This window comes from Mucilaginibacter sp. P2_A4 (assembly GCF_056405015.1).
Map to the genome: position 1 here is coordinate 95852 of NZ_JBFUCX010000015.1, position 18582 is coordinate 114433.

9 protein-coding genes are annotated in these 18582 nt (G+C 43.8%); 1 reads left to right on the top strand and 8 read right to left on the bottom strand.

The genetic code is table 11. The annotated features are described in order from the left end of the window. Nucleotides 1–68: 68 nt before the first annotated feature. On the top strand, nt 69–593 hold the full coding sequence (locus AC1DYB_RS24010) for a hypothetical protein (protein WP_477438633.1): 525 nt from the start codon (nt 69–71) through the stop codon (nt 591–593). A 110-nt stretch (nt 594–703) separates the two neighbouring features. On the opposite strand, the gene AC1DYB_RS24015 is transcribed toward AC1DYB_RS24010, so the two are convergent. The 8 genes from AC1DYB_RS24015 to AC1DYB_RS24050 form a co-directional block, all read right to left on the bottom strand. Continuing rightward, a complete protein-coding gene (locus AC1DYB_RS24015) occupies nt 704–2998 on the bottom strand; it encodes a GH92 family glycosyl hydrolase (RefSeq protein WP_477438635.1) in 2295 nt (764 codons plus the stop codon). Between the two features lie 135 nt (nt 2999–3133). After that, nucleotides 3134–3991 (bottom strand): HvfC/BufC family peptide modification chaperone, encoded by an 858-nt coding sequence (locus tag AC1DYB_RS24020; RefSeq protein WP_477438637.1) that lies wholly within the window; start codon nt 3989–3991, stop codon nt 3134–3136. After that, entirely contained in the window at nt 3984–4904 is a 921-nt protein-coding gene (gene bufB, locus AC1DYB_RS24025) for an MNIO family bufferin maturase (protein ID WP_477438639.1), read from the bottom strand. The genes AC1DYB_RS24020 and bufB overlap by 8 nt, the downstream gene beginning before the upstream one ends. 14 nt (nt 4905–4918) lie before the next feature. After that, on the bottom strand, nt 4919–7018 hold the full coding sequence (locus AC1DYB_RS24030; RefSeq protein ID WP_477438641.1) for a ferritin-like domain-containing protein: 2100 nt from the start codon (nt 7016–7018) through the stop codon (nt 4919–4921). Nucleotides 7019–7045: 27 nt separating this feature from the next. Next, nucleotides 7046–8608, bottom strand: a complete 1563-nt coding sequence (locus tag AC1DYB_RS24035; RefSeq protein ID WP_477438643.1) for a hypothetical protein — start codon at nt 8606–8608, stop codon at nt 7046–7048. A gap of 48 nt (nt 8609–8656) precedes the next feature. Continuing rightward, the gene (locus AC1DYB_RS24040; RefSeq protein WP_477438645.1) at nt 8657–9307 is read right to left on the bottom strand and encodes a hypothetical protein; all 651 of its coding nucleotides are present in this window, start codon (nt 9305–9307) and stop codon (nt 8657–8659) included. Between the two features lie 160 nt (nt 9308–9467). Beyond that, nucleotides 9468–10376, bottom strand: coding sequence for a PorP/SprF family type IX secretion system membrane protein (locus AC1DYB_RS24045; protein ID WP_477438647.1), 909 nt, complete (start codon nt 10374–10376; stop codon nt 9468–9470). Nucleotides 10377–10742: 366 nt separating this feature from the next. Continuing rightward, on the bottom strand, nt 10743–18455 hold the full coding sequence (locus tag AC1DYB_RS24050; protein WP_477438649.1) for a cadherin-like beta sandwich domain-containing protein: 7713 nt from the start codon (nt 18453–18455) through the stop codon (nt 10743–10745). Between the last annotated feature and the right edge of the window lie 127 nt (nt 18456–18582).

The window sequence follows — 18582 nt, forward strand, 5'->3', positions numbered from 1 at the left end:
AATCTATATTTAAACAAAACATTTTACGCTTTTGGCGCTTAATAGTTTATAAACCAATATCAAAAATCATGAAACACGCATTCATCTTCGGGACCACCATTTTCCTGAGTACACAACGCACGCTTACAGTAAATGATGACGACAAAAACACGGAGTTTTTAAAGATTTTATCTTTTTATAATGAAAGAAAAAACAATGAAAGCCTGGTGCTTAATATCGATGCAAACATCTCAACGATGAATGGTCGTCCTTTAAGCATTGTAAGCAATACCGTCGCCGACAGGCCAGACATCCGTTTAGTGATCACCAAATCCCGTATTAAGGTGTACCAAACAGGCCAGGAAGAACCCGTACTTGATGTTTACCAGTTTGATGAACATGAATATGCTGGTTTATCAAGCCATATACTTAATGAAATACATGCCCAGAACCCAGATAGAGTGTTAACCATTAAAGGCAATTTTAAAGTTGGCAACACACATTTCCTGATTGAGAATGAGAAAATGTTTGTGGACACCAACGGATATGCCAATGGAGTAGTGAATGCACATCATGGTATTATACTTTCGCCTGCTAATCATGATTTTGATTAGTCAATAAAAAAAACGAGCCTACACAAAATTGTATAGACTCGTTTTTTTGTTTTAAGCAGTTAATCCCGTAAAATTAAAGCCGGTGATTGAACGCCTTTTGCCTTCAGCATTTAATACCCCCAGCCAAGCGGTGCATCTGCAGGTTTAATACCCCAGGCTTTGTTAGGTTTTGATCCCATTACAAATTCAAGTTTGCCTCCGTTTACTATATCATTTTGGGTAATATAGGTTTTGGTATAGGTTTTACCGTTCAGTTTTAATGATTGAATATAGCCGTTTTGTTTACCGGCATTTTTTACATCAACGGTAAAAAATTTGCCACCTGCCACACTGATCTGCGCGTGTTTTAAAACCGGCGAACCGATGGCATAAACACCATTTGCAGGGTTAACCGGGTAAAAGCCCATCGCACTAAAAATATACCATGATGACATCTGCCCGCAATCTTCATTACCAGAGTAACCCGACGATGAGTTATTATACAATTCGTTTAAAACTTTAGCTACATACATTTGGGTTTTCCAGGGCTGGCCGGCGTAATCATATAAATAGGCTACGTGATGGCTTGGCTCGTTACCATGGGCATACTGGCCTATAAAGCCAGATGCATTACCGTTAACTTCACCGGGTTTATCTTTGGTAGAGAAAAACTGATCGAGCTTTTGCGCAAAAGCACTGTTACCGCCAACAAGATTTATAAGGCCGGATACGTTTTGAGGCACATACCAAAAATATTGCCATGCATTCCCTTCGGTATAGGGGCTGCCGCCGTTACCGCCATAGGCCAACGGATCAAAAGGTTCCATCCAGTTACCATCCTTCTTTTTGGCCTGGAAAAAGCCGGTTTTGGTATTGTATAAATTCCTGTAAAACTCAGATCGTTTCATGAAGTGCTCATAGTCCTCCGCTTTATCCAGCTTTTTGGCTAATTGAGCTACACACCAATCATCATAGGCCATTTCCAGCGTTACCGATACTGATTGAGATTCCACATCTTCGGGAATATATTGGTATTTCTCCAGTGATGTAAAGGGTGATCCGGGGTGGTCTGTTACCGAAGAACCTTTGATTGCTTCATAAGCTTTTTCGTAGTTGAAGCCTTTTATATTCTTTAAAGCAGCATCAACAATAACCGGGATGGCATGGTTACCAATCATGCAATAGTTTTCATCGCCCCATAATTGCCATATAGGCAGGTAACCATAGGTATCATACTGGCGCATCATACTATTGATAAAGCCAGCCGTTTTCTCTGGCTGGATCAAAGTATAAAGTGGGTGCGCCGCCCGGTAGGTATCCCATAACGAAAAAGTGGAGTAATGGGTTTTGTCGGGCGCGTTGGCAATGGTAAGATCGGTAGCCTGGTAATCGCCATTTACATCGGCCATGTTGTTGGGCTGGGTAAAGGCATGGTACATACCTGTATAAAAGATCTGTTTTTGCTCCAGCGTTCCTTCAACTTTTATCTTTTCCAGTTCATGCTCCCACTGCAGGCTGCTCTGTTTGCTGGTATTATCAAAATCCCAGTCGGGTAGTTCGGCCTTCATATTCATCCGGGCATTCTCGGTACTAACCGGCGACAGGCCAACTTTTACCAATACCTGTTCCTGATCTTTAGTATTAAAGTTTAAGGCTGCTTTCAGGTTTGTTCCGTTAATGATAGTAAGATCAGTATACCTGCGGCTGCCACTTGCCAAAACACTGCTGGTAAACGGCTTTGAAAACTCGGCATGAAAGTAAACCTTACGCAATTTAGCCCAGCCACTTAAAATGCGGTAACCCTCAATGGTATGGTCATCAACAATTTTTAACTGTGCGCTCATAATTTTGCAAGCCCAATAACCCCGTTTTTTATCAAGGGTATGATCCATATCAATAATAATATGTGATTCCTCACTTTTTGGGAAAGTATAACGGTGAAGCCCCACATGTGATGTTGAAGTAAGCTCGGCATTTATGCCATAGTCTTTTAACATCACCTGGTAATAACCGGGTTTAGCTACCTCCTCTTTATGCGAAAAAGATGAGCTATAACCACTGCCTGGTTTACCGGCGCTGCCCGGCACCAAATTAATTGCACCTGTTGTAGGCATCATTAATACATCAAACAAATCTGATACGCCTGTACCACTCAGGTGGGTATGACTAAAGCCAATAATGGTTTTGTCGTTGTAATCATAACCGGAAGCCGGATCATCAGGAGCCTCACGGGTATCAGGACTTAGCTGTACAAAGCCAAAAGGAACAGTTGACCCCGGAAAGTTACTTCCCGATAAACTATTTTTATCTACAGCTCCTGTGCCGATGAAAGGGTTAACGTATTGAACCAGGTTATCCGGGGTATTTTTTTGTGCAAATACCATCGAACTAAAACAAACAAAGCCAATGCTTAAAATTTTTTTCATTAAATTAATTAGAAAGATCAATTGATGCTGCGAATATAGTGCGCACAAAATAGCTTTTATATGTATCTACATATTTTTTACATAGATGGAACCATTATGTGATTAAGGTTGATCCCGCGGAAGAGCCAGAACCCTTCAGGCCCAATCTATCAATCCGTTTTTCTGAAATAGCGGCATCCAAAGGCATACATCAGCTAAAAGCACCGATGCCGATACCTTACACCGTAATGCTGTGGCAGTTATAGCATCATACAGGTTAGGTTCTGTTTGGCATACGGAGAGAAAAATGTATTGTATTTCGGTAAGCTCTGTCATGGTTACCTTAAAGTTTTTGCGGCTCACCGCCATAAAAGTTTTTTTGGGCGATGGTAATTCATAATCCAAATCGCGGTAAACGGATGTGAAAAATTGGATCATCGAAAATTCCAATTCCAGCAATTGCAAACAGCCGGGCGTGAATACTTTAACAACATTAAAAAAAACATTCTGGATACTTATTTCCTCATCCCTATGTACGTTGCCTTCCGTTCCGGGAGCACGCATAGCCTCCTGCCGGGCCCTTTCCAGCTTCGTTAGGGCTATAGGTAGATCCATAAAATCATCCATGTCACCGTTGTCACCAGGCACAACAGGCGGTTTTGTTTTAGCTAAAAATGAAGGAAAAGCTTTCCCGAGGTCATATAGGGTAAATGAAGTGGATGGATGATAAAGTAAGTAGGCCTTTGCAAAACTATCAAACACCTCATCGCCCATGAATTTTTTACTGATAGCGTAATCGGCATATATGCAATCCAGCAGGCGCAGCAAATAGCCCGAGCTATATACATTTAAACGGGCATATACCGAGGCCTTACCCTGGTCGGCTACCACATCTGTTTCGCTCAAACCATAAAGCTGTTTTGCGCGTCCCAGTTTTTGAGGCATATAACCTGGCGTCATCACCACGGCTTTAAGCCAGTTTTGCAGTAATATGAGTTTTTGATCTTTAGCCATTTACCGCCTGCAATTGAAAATCAACCGGGTTTGACACCGGATTATTCCCCGATTTGTTAACCTCCTGAACCGGGATATTACCCTTTAAAACTTCACGGGCCTTGTACAACTCTATCAGCAGATCGGGATAATCAGGTATTTTAGCATCCCACTCAAGCAATGTACTTACACCGCCGGTTAGTTTCTGCGCCTGGGCATAAAGCTTCCAAACTTCGGATGGTACGGGCTGATCATGCGTATCTATCAGCAAATCGCCGCAATCTGTTGGGCCTGCAATATGCATTTGTACAATATGCTCATGTGGCAGGCAGTTTATATAATTGGGCGCATCGTAACCATGGTTTGTGGCCGATACAAAAACATTATTTACATCAAGTAACAGGCCGCAGCCCGTAGTTGTGGCAAGCGATGACAGGAAGCCCCATTCTGAAATGGTTGATGCCTTAAACTGCAGATAGGTTGAAGGGTTTTCCAATATCAACGGTCGTTTTAAATAATCCTGAATCCGCATCACCCGATCGCTAACGTGGTTAAGGCTTTCGGAAGTCATGGGCATAGGCATCAAATCGTGAGTATTGGTATAAGCAACACCAGTCCAGCATAAATGATCCGAGATCCATGCTGGTTCAATTGCTTCGGCAAGGGCCTTAAGCTTCTCCAGGTATTTATAGTTGATAGGATCGGTACTGCCAACAGAGAGTGATACCCCATGCATTACCACAGGTACCTCCTTCCGTACATGCATCAGCACGTGGCGGGCAAAGCCAAAATCATCCATAAAATTTTCGCTGATGATCTCAAACCAGTCAACCTGCGGCGGGTTGCTGAGCAGGTAGTTGAAATGTTTATTTCGTAAACCAACGCCCAGGCCCAAATTTGGGAGGCCCAGGCGCGGTAAAATATTGGTATCCATACAGGTTATTTTATTTAGGTTGATGGAGGAAAGGCCAAACGCAGATCGCTTGGTTTTGGCTTTTCTGGTACCGGCAGACCTCTTTTTTCTAAAACCTTGCGGTAAGCTTTCCATGCTACATCATAAACCAATTCTCCTTTATCGTAATATATGGTAGCAAGCGGCTCTGATTTAAAATCAGGTTTCGGACCAAAATCATACAGCTGCATGCGGTACACATCACTTTCTTTGGGCAGTTCGGGATACATCTGTGATGCCGAGATAGGCACGGCGCAACCACCTAAACCTCCACAGGCATTATCAGATGGCGCACTAAAAAACTGATCGCTTGAATCTGCATTTACAGGCGGTGCTTTATAAAAAGTAAAAGCAGCAGATGCGCCGCAGCCTGTTCCTCCGTGCGTTGACTGCACAAAGCCACATCCACCCTCCGCTCTGCAATCGTTTGATCCCTTGCAGGTATGAAACAACTCGGAAGGAGCGCAACTATTAGGATCGCTTTTCAAAGTATCATCCAGGTTCATTCCCTGGCAGGCATGATACAAGTGTTCGTCGCGGTTTACCGGCGGATCAAGCGGAGATACTATCCCCAGTGAAAGATCGGGGGCTTTACCAAATATAGCCCAGCAAATAGACATCCTATCGCCCGAGCCACCCATCGAAGGATATGGGAAAGCCGCCCCTTTTGTTTTAAAGTAAGTATTAAGCACTTTAGTAACACCGGCAATAGCACCTGTTGAGGTACGGCTAAACAGATCAAAATTGCTTTGTTCGGCACTATCATTCAATTTTAAGCGATTTAATGCCGCGGCTATATCGCCAGAGGCCGGTAGTTTTGGATTTTGAGCCGGGTCATAGGCTGCAGTTTGCAACAATTCTGCTGTCCATGAATTTCCTTGCTGGTGCCATTGATCCCACGTGGTTATTTCCCCATCTTTAATGAGGTCGAGCACATAGGCAAAAGTTTCAAAGTGATCCATCGCCCCATAATGATGACGGGCCTCGGCTTTGGCAGAGGGCGCATCGGCACCGGTAGCAGTAAATGACGGGTATTTATTACGCAAAACCGGGCAGCTGGGTCTAAACTGATCCTGAACCGCGGTAAGGTTTGCATGATGATCGGCTGCTTTATTTTTGTTGGCTTTATCAAGGATAGCCTTTATAACGCCTCCGCCTTCACCCTGGTCGGTAATACCGTTTATCATGTTCATTACATCCTTCAGCGCTGCTTCCGATTCAATATGCTGAATACTGGTAGCAATACCCGGATACTCGTCCCAACTCTTGCCATCATCAATTGACTGAGGATTAAGCCTATCCGGATTGAACACCTCCTGTTGTACCGCAGGCTCTTCACCACCAGGGTTTGCTTTGGCTTTCCCTTTTGCAAAAACAATATCCCATAAGGTAACCCCGTCTGCATAAGTTATAGAAATGTAGTTCCATAATTGAAGGTACATATTGCCTATTGAGCCAAACCAGGGCAAATCTGTACCCGGTTTCCAATTATCAAAAGGCGCTTTTTCGCTGTACTTTTCTATTTTGTTAGGGTCAAGTACTTTTTCGGCATCGCTCTCTGTTTGCTCAATTGCCAGGAACAGGTGCATCTGCTCTATATCCATGGCACCGGTTTTCACCCTTATTTTATTATACGGGGCAATAGTATCCTTAAAATCAAGAATGTGCGGTAGTATAGTTTTGTCATCCCCATAGCATTTCCACGCGTATGTCTTCTCATCCTGCAAAGGTTCGCAGGTAAATTTAGGGTCGTAGCCAATTACCTTAGCCAGGTTTGAAATAATTTGCAGGTGTAGCATTTCGGCCACAAACACACTAAAAACAGCGTTGAATGCTTTATCATTCCCGGTTTTAGGTTTTGCAGTAGCAGCCATGCCCGGCCAAACACGACCTTCATAAAAATTATTGCCTTTGCTGTTTATCTCGTGCATACCCTGCAACGAGTATAAAGAGGTCATGTACAAAGGGATGGTAAATAGCTCCACGTTAACCGCGGCCTGCACTATGGCATGCAAGGCCTGCTCATCTACCTCTTTGAAAGAAACGGGCCGGTTTTTCAGCCGGTCGTCATGTGTAAATAATAGTGTACTTTTCATGGTTTGGGTATTTTTATTTAATTGTGATCAATGTAAAGCTGGTAATGTGCCGTTCGCTAAATTTTCAAGCCCGGCTATTCCCGGTAAAAACAAATACAGGCTGCCATCGGTACGAATAAAGCGTTCAATGCCGGTTATTCGTTTATAAGGCTGGTCTGTTGCTCCATCGGGCAGATAATCAAATTCATTAAATTGCGGTATTGTACTTTTTGGCGGACCAAAAAGCGGATCGAACCCACTCAAATTCGGACTATTATCAGCACCCGGTCTAAAGTTGTTCATGTTGATCCATGATTGCATAATAAACAGGAACTGCTCGGTTAAATTGGCGCATATAAATAAGCCAACCAATCCCCGCTGTATCCCCGCGGGTTCTTTTTCGGTATACTCCGGTCCGTAGGGGCCTGCCCTGCGCATAATCCGTTTGGCCTGCGCATTGGCTGCTGTACCATCGGGATTAGTATTCCCTTTTACTTTTCCATCATCGCGCGGGTTGGTTCGGCGAATGTGGGAGGCATAAGGACAAAGTTGTGCCAGATCATCATTTTGACGTACACCTTGCTGATTTTCTGTTGGGTTGATATAATTAAAATTAGTAAAATCAAAATCCTTTAAGTTTGGATCCGGCTTTTCGGGCGATATAACTAACGGCGTACCATCAAACCAGCGCCCGCACATTTTAGCGGCCACCAGATCTGGGCTTGCGCCATTTTTGGGGTTATTGATAAACTTATTGAATGCCTTTACATCCTGATAAAGCAACCGGAACGCGGCAAAGGTTCCATTTTGCAGTAAGGGATGTGAATTATAGGTTGGCCCGCTGGGGCTTCTTGGGCTGATAACAAAATGATAAGGCGGTACAATGGGCCTGTCGTCAACAGTGCTTTTGCCCAACAGCAAACGTCCCTGGGTTGTATTCCATGGCACTTTACTTAATCTTGGCTGCGAAAAGCTATCCTTATACCCAAAGTGAATAAAATCGTTCCCTTGTGGCAATGGTTCAGAATCCTTCATAAAAACCGGCAACATTGATGAGCCATTGGCATTTGCGGGAATCATGCTTAGCAAGGTTTGATAGTGCAATTCAAGACTACCATGATCATGTGCAAAAAGGCTTACCTGCACATCCAGATCAGAACCATCTTTAGCCGGATTAATGGGTGACTGCCAACCGTCGGAACGTTTCCACCATAAAGCGGGAGCGCTATCGTCTGTATCGCCAACCAGGTCGGCGTTGTCCGGGTATGCCGCTCCATTTTTAAAAAGCTGAAAAAGCTCATAGCTTTTATTAGCTACCGCTTTATACTGAGTTTCGGTGATAAATTTTTTAAGACCAAAAACGGTAAAACCCACATTTAAACAATAAGCAGGTTTCTGTCCATTTTGCCAGGGTGTTGCGGTGGTTACAGTGAGCGGCTCATTACTGCCGGGCAGTATTTTTTTGCAAAATTCGCGTGCTCCCTCAACATCTTTTATGGTAAAAATAATGTAACGTACGTACGGCAAATTATATCCACGTAATATTAAACCTTGTATGTCGCTAAGCTTTGGAACAGGCCCGGCGTTGGTGTCATTAAAATTGTTATTCATGGGTTCGGCTTTTAAATAAGCCCCGCATTTGGGCGGGGCTTACAATTATTAACAACTTGGTTTTACCGATGGATCAAAAGTAATTGGCACCGCAGGCGAAGGCCACAGGCTTTGCGCATCCGGATACTTTTGTAGTATTCTGCCCACTGTTAAACCAGGGAAGGTTGAACCCAATACATATTTTTGGTTTGGCGCAGAAGTAATTGCCGCCGGTATAGTTGGATCGGCAAAGTTATACCGCATTAACAAGCAGTTAAACGCGCCCGGATTTGACTGAACACCACCATTAGCCAAAATATAAACTGCCGAGGTTGGATCTTCAGGATCAATAAGGCCGGTTTCATCCATACCTGCCAATACTGCATTAAGGCCAAATGCTATTATAGGATGTTCAACAAATGAACTAATGTATGGTGCAAAATCAGCATCATAAATAGATTGTACCACAAATAAGCCCCTATCATCCAACGCCTGGAAACTTGGGATAGGAAGCCCTGCATTTTTACCTGCAGCTAAGTGATAAAACATAAAAAAGTGTACCCCTGTAGAGGCTCTGATATCATTATTAGGCAATACAGCTTGTTTAAGCGATGCTAACGCCTCATTTACACTGTCTGCCGATCCTTTTTTTACCGGGATGAACAGGAAAAGCATGTGCTGTTGTTCTGCAGGGGTTAGTTCTGTAATAGGAGAAGTCATGATTATTTTGTTTAGGTTTATTTTACACCTACTCTTTTAAGGCTTTTCGGTATCCGCCTGTTGTATAAAATTGCTATATGTTAGGCCAAAGCTTATCCCTTTAGCTATTTTTTAGATGCTATTAATTCACACTCAAATATCCCGCTGACTTATTTTTCCTCTATAATAACTTACTTTCAGTTACATTTCCAAACCTGTAACTTATACTAACTTCGTGCGTGGTAATATTTACGCCACCCAAATTATTGGATGATGTGCCAAACTGGTAACTATACCCTACCCTAAAAGCTTTGCCGATTACCGATAGCATAGCCGCCGCTTTTTTATCTGTGCGATAATTTAGCCCCAGCCCCAGCTGCTCCTTCAGATATAATGTACCTGACATATTTGCAATAACAGGCGATCCGTTTACATACGAAATTAAGGTAGCCGGTTTAAACTTTACATCATCACTTACATCGGCCAGGTACGCGCCGGTAAAGTAATAATGCGTGCGGAGATAATTGGCTTGCTGCTCAGAAGCGTTGCCCAGGCTACGGATAGTAAACTCAGGTACCGAAAGACCGAGATAGTAATTAGGACTGTATAGCATCACTCCAAAACCAATATTGGGTTTTGTTTCGCGCACATCATTCATAAACTGGGGATCTGAGGCATCCAGCTGGGAATAATTGCCAACATAATTACGAACTCCGAGGTTTAATGCAACAGCGAGGTAATTGGTTTCGGTTAGTTGTATCCCTTTAGCAAAAAAAGCGTTAAATTCTATTTGATGTTCAACGGCGGCCTGGTCATTAAGTACATAAATCCCAGCTGCACCATTAATTGATTCAATAGGAAAATTCGCGTTCAGCATCACACTGCTCGGTGCTCCGTCTATCCCAATAAACTGCTTGCGTCCCAGCACACTTACCGAGCCCGCTTTATCAAGCATTGAATAAGCAGGGTTTACCGCTGTAAGATTATCGGCATATTGGCTGTAACTATAAATCTGTTGCTGTGCAGAAACCTTGAAGCTGATTGATACCAGCAAAAAACTTAGAGCTATAATTGTTTTTTTGGTGAACATGAGTATTAATTGTGATGGCGCGTTTTATCAGGTATTTGTATTTTAAAGCTTTGGTACCTGGTTTCTACATGTAAATTCCGGCATCGTAAAACTTACGTAATGATAGACTGAATTATTGAGTTACTGAAAGTGTATATTCACCTAAATTGTATTTTTTCACAAGCTGATTTTACCCTTTTTTATGGCATAAAATAAGGTTGAAATGAGTATTAGGCAATCAATAATTAGCAGCCCCTTATTTTATAAATCATATTTTTAACCCCGGCATTTTGTTTCCGCCGAACTAACTGCAAAGGATATCTTTTACAAATAATCCCGACTGCTGATTAATGACAGATCAGCGGCCGGGACTAATTTTGTTATGTTTTAATATTTAAGTACAATGTACCCGGTTTTACGTTTGGTTTCGGCACCATCCTTATACTCCAGCGAGTAATAGTAAGTACCTGGTTTTTGCAGTGACCCACTTTTGTTGGAGTGCCCATCAAACAGGTTGCCATTGCTGCCATAACCTTTTACATCATATACCAACGCGCCGGCTGCATTCATGATAGACAGGTGATTGTCGGCGTATTTCTCTATGCCTTCAATGTTCAGGTAATCATTCAATCCGTCGCCATTTGGTGATACGGCCTGGTGAACTATGATATCATAGGAATTGGTGATGTTATTTGATTTTTTGGCGAGAGCGGTGATATCTGTATTATCAACGGTATGTGCACTAAAAAATGCCTGTTGAGTTACTGCTATAGTTAAAGTGCGTTTGGTAACACCATCTTCGGCAGTTATCAATACAGGAATATTAGTTGTGCCTGAACCTAATGTTACGGGTGCCGATGCTACACCATTATTTGCAGAAACCCCGTTTACCTTTATTGCCGCATTGGCATTATTTGTTGATATAGTAAAAGTAACGCTGCCTGTAGTATTACTTACCAGGGCTGTAAAGCTATCCGTACTGCCCACACGGGTTAGCGTACCCGAACTTATCGCAATATTATTTAAACTAACATTGGATGATCCTGTTTTGCTTACTATTATAGTTAAGGTTCGTGTGGTTACACCATCTTCTGCAGTTATTAATATAGGGATACTGGTTGTTGCTGCCCCCAGTGTAACAGGAGTAGACGCGACACCGTTACTTCCTGGCACTCCGTTTACCCGTATTGAAGCATGCGGATCAATGGTTCCTACCAAAACCGTAACGTTATTCACTGTCGGGACAACTGATGTTGTAAAAGTATCGCTTGTACCAACACGGGTTAAAGTTCCAGAACTTATCCCTAAATTACTTATACTAACATTGGATGATCCTGTTTTGCTTATTACAATAGTTAAAGTTCGTGTCGTTATACCATCTTCTGCAGTTATTAATACAGGGATACTGGTTGTTCCTGCCCCCAGTGTAACAGGAGCAGACGCAACACCGTCACTTCCTGGCACTCCGTTTACCAATATTGAAGCATGCGGATCAATGGTTCCTACCGAAACTGTAACGTTATTCACTGTCGGGACAACTGATGTTGTAAAAGTATCGCTTGTACCAACACGGGTTAAAGTTCCAGAACTTATCCCCAGGTTATTTATACCGACATTTGATGATTCAGATTTGCTCACTACTATGATTAATGTGCGTTTGGTAACACCATCTTCTGCTGTTATCAATACAGGAATGTTGGTGGTACCTGAACTTAATGTTACAGGTGCTGATGCCGCCCCATTATTTACCGAAGCTCCATTTACCTTTATTGCTGCGTTGGCATCATTTGTTGATATAGTAAAAGAAACACTGCCTGTAGTATTACTTACCAATGCTGTAAAGCCATCCGTACTGCCCACACGGGTTAATGTTCCCGAACTTATGACAATACTATTTAAACTAACATTGGATGATCCTGTTTTGCTTACTATTATAGTTAAAGTTCGTGTGGAAACACCATCTTCTGCGGTTATTAATACCGGAATACTTGTTATGCCTGCCCCCAGTGTAACAGGAGCAGACGCGACACCGTTACTTACTGGCACTCCGTTTACCCGTATTGAAGCATGCTGATCAATGGTTCCTGCCAAAACCGTAATGTTATTCACAGTCGGAACAACTGATGTTGTAAAAGTATCGCTTGTACCAACGCGGGTTAAAGTTCCGGAACTTATCGTCAGGTAATTTAGACCAACAATTGTTGAGTTACTGTAAGCTCTTGATACAACTAAAGTATATGTTTTACTGGTGCTTCCGTCCTGCGCCGTTACTGCAATAGAAATATTATTTGCACCTGCATTTATCGGGATATCAATTGTTCCGGTTACGCCATCAGGTGCGGTGCCATTTACTAACACTGTAGCGTTGGGCTCATTTGAAAAGGCCGAAAGTGTTACACTACTTACACTGCTACCCACAACAGCAGTATAGCTGGTTGTACCTGCGGTAAATACCGGGCTAATCGTTGCGGCATTTATACCGAGGCTGGCTAAAGTAGCATCGGCAGATGCAGCAGCCCTGTTAACCGTCAAAGTATAAGTTTTGGTTGTGCTGCCATCTTCGGCGGTTACTACAACGGGGATAGCATTACTACCCTGGTTTAAAGCCACACTTAAACCAGACCCGGAAACAACGGCCAGCCCCTTTACTGTAATTACGGCATTTGCATTGGTAGTGGCCGGGGTTACAGTAATTGAACTGGTTGCATAATTTACGTTCGCGGTGTAGGTATCTGTACCGCTGCTAAACACCGGGCTAAGGGTGCCTGTACTAAGGTTAAGGCCTGCAAGAGTTGCATCGGCAGATGGAACTGTCCTGGTTATAGTTACTGTATATGTTTTGGTAGTACTGCCATCCTGCGAGGTTATGTTTGTGGTTACTGTGTTTGCACCCGCATTTAACGGTATTAATACTGATGGCGTACCGGCATTGATGGTGGTTGTGTTACCTGCGTTGGTCACAGTAATGGTAGCGTTGGCTTCGGCTGTTGCCGGGGTAAAGTTCACAGACGATACATTACCCGCAACTGTAGCCGTATAATTTACAGTGTTTCGGGAAAACGCGGGCGAAATAGCTCCGCTGCTCAAAACAATATTACCAAGGTAAGCCTGGTTTACAGACGGGCGAAGCACATTTAAAGCATAAGTTGTAAAATTCACGCCATCGGGTGCTGTTACCCTGACAGTGATCCGTTGGTTGCCTTCAAACAACGCACTGTTGGTGTATGAAGGATTTGAAGCATCAATGGTTTGTCCGCCTGCTGTTACTGTTACCCCTGCTGCCGAAGCCACCGGCGTAACAGTAATAGCGTTGTCGCTGTTGGCTACCACTACTGTATAACTCGTTGTGCCCGGTGAAAAAGCGGGTGCAAGTGCGCCTTTATCTACCGTTAACGAACTGAGCGTAACATCGGTAAACGGCAGCCTTATAGCATGTACGGTATAATATTGTGTATTAGAATTATCTGCTGCGGTAATACCCACGGTAAATACGTTATCCCCTACGGCAAGTGGCAAGCTACCAGATGCACCACCGGATATAGCATATCCGTTTACCGTAATAACCGTACCGCCTGGGTCAGACGCGTTGGGGATAAGACTGATTGCCGTTACATTGTTGGGAATAGTTGCAGTAAGGTTATTATTGGCTTGGTTAATGATAGCCGAATACTGCGCATTACCTGAAAGTATAACATTGATCAAACCTGCATTTGATGAATATGCCCGATTGATGGTAATATTATAGGTATTGTTACCACCACCGAATGAGAGCACATTTACGGGTATAACGTTGACGCCCCCCTGTAAGGCTACAAATCTTGATGCTCCTACATTTACGAGCGCTCCGCCCACCCTTACTTCGGCATGGCTATCCTGTGCCACGGGCGCAATTACAATACCGGTTACATTAGGATCGCTAATGACCATCGTATAATCATTCGTTGCCGGATCAAATACAGGGATTAGTGGTGTTATTGTCCCATTGATGTTCATCGTTAAGCTTTGCAGCAAATTATTTGTCGAGAAATTCCTGGTTACATTTACGGTGTATGTTTTTTGAGTTGTTCCATCGCCGGCAGTAACTACGATCACCATAGGTTCAACTGCCGAAAAGTATTGGAGCGTGATGGCGTTGCCATTAGCGGTATTTAAAGCCGTCCCGTTAATGGTTATCGTCGAGCCATCGTTTGTAGCAATTGGTTTTAGGGTGAAGGCCGTTACATCGCCGGTTACCGTAGTGTTATAGGTATAAGTACCGCTGTCGAAAGGCACATCAAATCCCGAATTGGTGGTAATTATCCCCAGACCGGCAAGTGTAGCGTCTGTTGATGCTGCACGCTGTACATTTACGTTATACGTGTTTGACGCACCATTTTGAGCAACTACATTTATCGGTACAGCGTTATCGCCCACTGCAAGCGGAGTGGTTAAAGCTATGCCCGAAGGTGCCGAATACCCATTGATCGATGCCGATGCAGTAACATCATAAGCAGGTGAGATATCGATAGAGGTGGTTGCATTGCTTACCTGAACGGTATAATTATTGACCCCGCTGCCAAAAGCCGGACTAAGCGAACCCGTACTTACTGCCAGGCTATTCAGCAGATTGTTTGACGAGAAGGCGCGGTTAATAACCAGGCCATAATAATTTTGCGTAGTACCGTCCTGCGCGGTGACCACTACATTGTAGGTGTTATCGCCTAAGCCGAGTGGCAGAGTAACCGGCGTGCCCGAGTTAAATGGTGTACCGTTGACCGTTAATGTGGCATTGGGTTCATGCACTATTGCTGTAAGATCAAAGCTGGTAACTGTGTTGCCCACACTTGTCCTGTATACATTGTAAATATCAGGTGATGGCAGTGTGCCGGTGCTGATGCTAAAGCTGTTTAATGTCGCATCTGATGACGGCAAACGGGTTACCGTAATATTATAAGGATTTGTGGTGGTACCATCCTGCGCGGTTACATTTACTGGGATAATGTTGGGGCCAACGTTTAAAGAGATGGCGCCCGATGACGCGCCGGATGTTACCTGGTTACCATTAACCGTTACTCCCGCGTTAACATCTGATAAGGTTGGTGTTACCGTTAAAGAAGTAACACCTGTTGCAACCGTTGCAGTATAATTATTAGTGCCTGATGCAAACGAAGGAGATAAACTACCCTGGCTGATAGATAAGCTGCTCAGGTTACCATTGGTTGATAAGAATATTGAAAATGCCGAAGCATTTGAAGCATCCTGCGCAATATTATAATTAGCCGAGCTTAATCCCGAGCCGTTGATGGCATACGTGCCGACCGGCGTACTTAATGTTACCGCTGTGCTAAAGCTAAGCGTACCTGTAGTAGCTGATGCCTGGGTATCGCCGTTTAAAAAGCCCGTTATGGTACCTGTTACTGATGGGTTTGCCGTATTAAATGCGCGACTTGCCGGGGTGGCAACATAGCTTAAGGTATTTTTGGCGATGGTTAAGGCCGTATTGTTGGTAGCAGCGGCAATTAAATTATAGTTGGCTGCCGTTACTCCGCTTAATGTTATGGGGTAACCGCCAACACTGCTGGTTGTGGTAGCTGTGGTATTATAAACCGGCGTACCTGCCAGGGCAGTAGCGGCGGTTTCATTGTTGACATAGCCGGTTATGGCACCGCTTAGCGAAGGATTTGCCTCACCGTAATGCTTGGAGGCGGCCTGCGCCGTAAACGTTAAATTAGCCTTGGTTATGGTAAATATAGTGGTGTTGGAGGCTGCAGGCGTAAAAGTGTAGTTGAGCGCGTCCAATCCATTAACCGTTACAGGGTAACTGCCTATGGGGCTACTTTCAGCAGCTGTAGTGGCATAGGCAAATGAAAAGGCAACCTGGTCAATAGTCTGGCCGTTGGCTAAACCCGTAAACACTACGTTAAACGATGGGTTTGCAGCGCCATATACCTTGGTTGCGGGCTGTGCGGTATAGGTGATAACGATCTTATTAAGCGTTAAGGCCGTGTTATTGGCTGTGGCCTGTACAAAACTATAATTGGCTGCGCTTAGGCCGTTCCCGGTTATCGGGTACTTGATTGCTGTTGTATTGTCGGTGGTTACCGAACTGGTGGCATTAGCTGTTGAGGTAAAAACCATCGTACCTGTTGTGGCCGTTGCCTTGGTATCGCCGTTTACAAAACCGCTTACCGAACCCGTAAAAGTTGGATTGGCTGCCCCGTAATCGCGCGATGCGGCATCGGCAGTATAGGTTAATACTGCTTTATTAACCGTTAATTGCTGGCTTACATTTGTTGCTGCCAAATAAGTAGTATTACCCGCCTGCGATGCAGTGATATTTACAGTACCCACGCCTACAATGTGTACAAGGCCGGCGCTGGTTACTGTAGCAACATTGGCATTATCGCTGGTGTAGGATACGGGCAGCGTACTGGCCGCTACCGCGCCTAAAGTAAAATCTGCTGCCCCGTAAGTAACTGCCGGAATACTATTAAAGGTGATGGCTTGGGGCGTTTTATCTTTGGTAATAGTGGTAGTATATATTTTGGTGGTGATGCCATCCTGCGCTGTTACCACGGTTGTGATGATATTACTACCCGGATTTAAACTGAGCGCCCCTGATGCAGAACCCGAGGCCACAGTTGTGTTGTTAACTTTTACGGTAGCATTGGCCTGTGCTATTACAGGAGTAAGGGTTATTGATGTTACGTTATAGGTTACATTTGCCGTGTACGCATTTGTAATGCCCGAGAATACCGGACTTAATGTGCCTGAACTTAGTGCCAAACTCGTAAGATAGGCATTATTGGACAACGTTGTAAAGCTTTTTACATCTCCATATGACGTACCGGCCGCACTGGTTGCGTAAGCTCTGGCATAGTACAAGGTAACAGGACTAAGCCCGTTTAGCCCTCCCGAAAATGAACCTGTACCTGACCCTATAGCCTGTTTCTGATCTGTACCAATAACCGGTAGTGTATTTGTACTGCTATACACTATCCCTGTTTCTGTAACTGCAATATCACTGTAGGTTACGCTACCTCCCATGGTTACGGTAGTCGAGGATATATTGCTTACCGTTGCGGTTGAAAGCCTTGCAAGATCTGGCGCCCACAAGCCCGTTACTATAGCCGGAAATGCTGGAATTCTTGATCCATCCAACAGCGTGCTTACCGCCCCTGTTGTAAGATCGACGCTATTTATACTGCGGGTTGTTATACTGCCACCCGGATTACCATCGGCATAGTAGATTTTATTATGACCAAAGTCGGCGGCCATACAATAGCTGGGCTGGGCAGATACTTTAGATTTAACGGTCGTTTGTCCTGTACCGTCCGGGTGAACCTTAAATAACGCGTCGTTATCCCCTAATGCCGCAGTATTCTCCGATGTCAGCATATAAATATAATCCGTTGCAGGGTCATACGCGCAATCAACACCCACCAAAGGTCCAGATGCTGCCACAGTAGGTATAGTACGGGTTACCGAGTTGTCTGCCAGGTTAATTACAACCAAACTATGGTCGGCAAAAAGGTTTTCGTATACAAATGCACGGTTGTTTTTTGGATCAAGCGCCAGGAATGTTGGATTTTTACAAAAACCAGATACTAACGATGTTGAACCAGTGCCATCCGGCTTTACGCGCCAAAGGGCATCATTAGCGCCCGCGACGCTGGTTGTTGCATCCTGCGTTACATAGTAAATATAGTCATTTACCGGATCGTATCTTATCGACTGAATCCTCACAGGAATTGTTAGCGTAATAAATTTTATAATTGCGCCGGTTGTTAAATTCACAACCTTTATACCTATACCATTGGGTGGTGTGGTAGTATAAGCCTCATAAATAAAAGCCCTGTTATGTGCCAAGTCCACCTGTAACAGTGTAGGCGAAGGCGTAAAATTAGACGCAAAGTCTGTTTTATTGCCTCCCTGATAGTCTAAGCTATGGATTCCGTCATCTGCTGACTGAGCGGTACCTTTACCATCATTTGTTACGTAATATACTTGCGCATTACTATTAAACCCAGCAAGCGACATCGCCCCAAACAGCAATAAAGCCATCAATGTGTGCAGATTAACTTTAAACAGATTAATTAAAAGAGGTAAAAGTTTTTTCATTTTTGAGGTTTAGGGAAGTTGTCTGTTGGATATCGGCTTGATATTATATTTTAATTTTAAGGTATTATCCTTAAGTTGTTAAAGCATAATTCAAACCTGCTGCTTGCTATGTTCGTAATTTGACATT

Bases quoted from the DNA above. Each gene is read 5' to 3' on its own strand.
- AC1DYB_RS24035 (WP_477438643.1), bottom strand. From the start codon at position 8,608: ATGAATAACAATTTTAATGACACCAACGCCGGGCCTGTTCCAAAGCTT.
- AC1DYB_RS24010 (WP_477438633.1), top strand. From the start codon at position 69: ATGAAACACGCATTCATCTTCGGGACCACCATTTTCCTGAGTACACAA.
- AC1DYB_RS24040 (WP_477438645.1), bottom strand. From the start codon at position 9,307: ATGACTTCTCCTATTACAGAACTAACCCCTGCAGAACAACAGCACATG.
- AC1DYB_RS24030 (WP_477438641.1), bottom strand. From the start codon at position 7,018: ATGAAAAGTACACTATTATTTACACATGACGACCGGCTGAAAAACCGG.
- bufB (WP_477438639.1), bottom strand. From the start codon at position 4,904: ATGGATACCAATATTTTACCGCGCCTGGGCCTCCCAAATTTGGGCCTG.
- AC1DYB_RS24045 (WP_477438647.1), bottom strand. From the start codon at position 10,376: ATGTTCACCAAAAAAACAATTATAGCTCTAAGTTTTTTGCTGGTATCA.
- AC1DYB_RS24020 (WP_477438637.1), bottom strand. From the start codon at position 3,991: ATGGCTAAAGATCAAAAACTCATATTACTGCAAAACTGGCTTAAAGCC.
- AC1DYB_RS24050 (WP_477438649.1), bottom strand. From the start codon at position 18,455: ATGAAAAAACTTTTACCTCTTTTAATTAATCTGTTTAAAGTTAATCTG.
- AC1DYB_RS24015 (WP_477438635.1), bottom strand. From the start codon at position 2,998: ATGAAAAAAATTTTAAGCATTGGCTTTGTTTGTTTTAGTTCGATGGTA.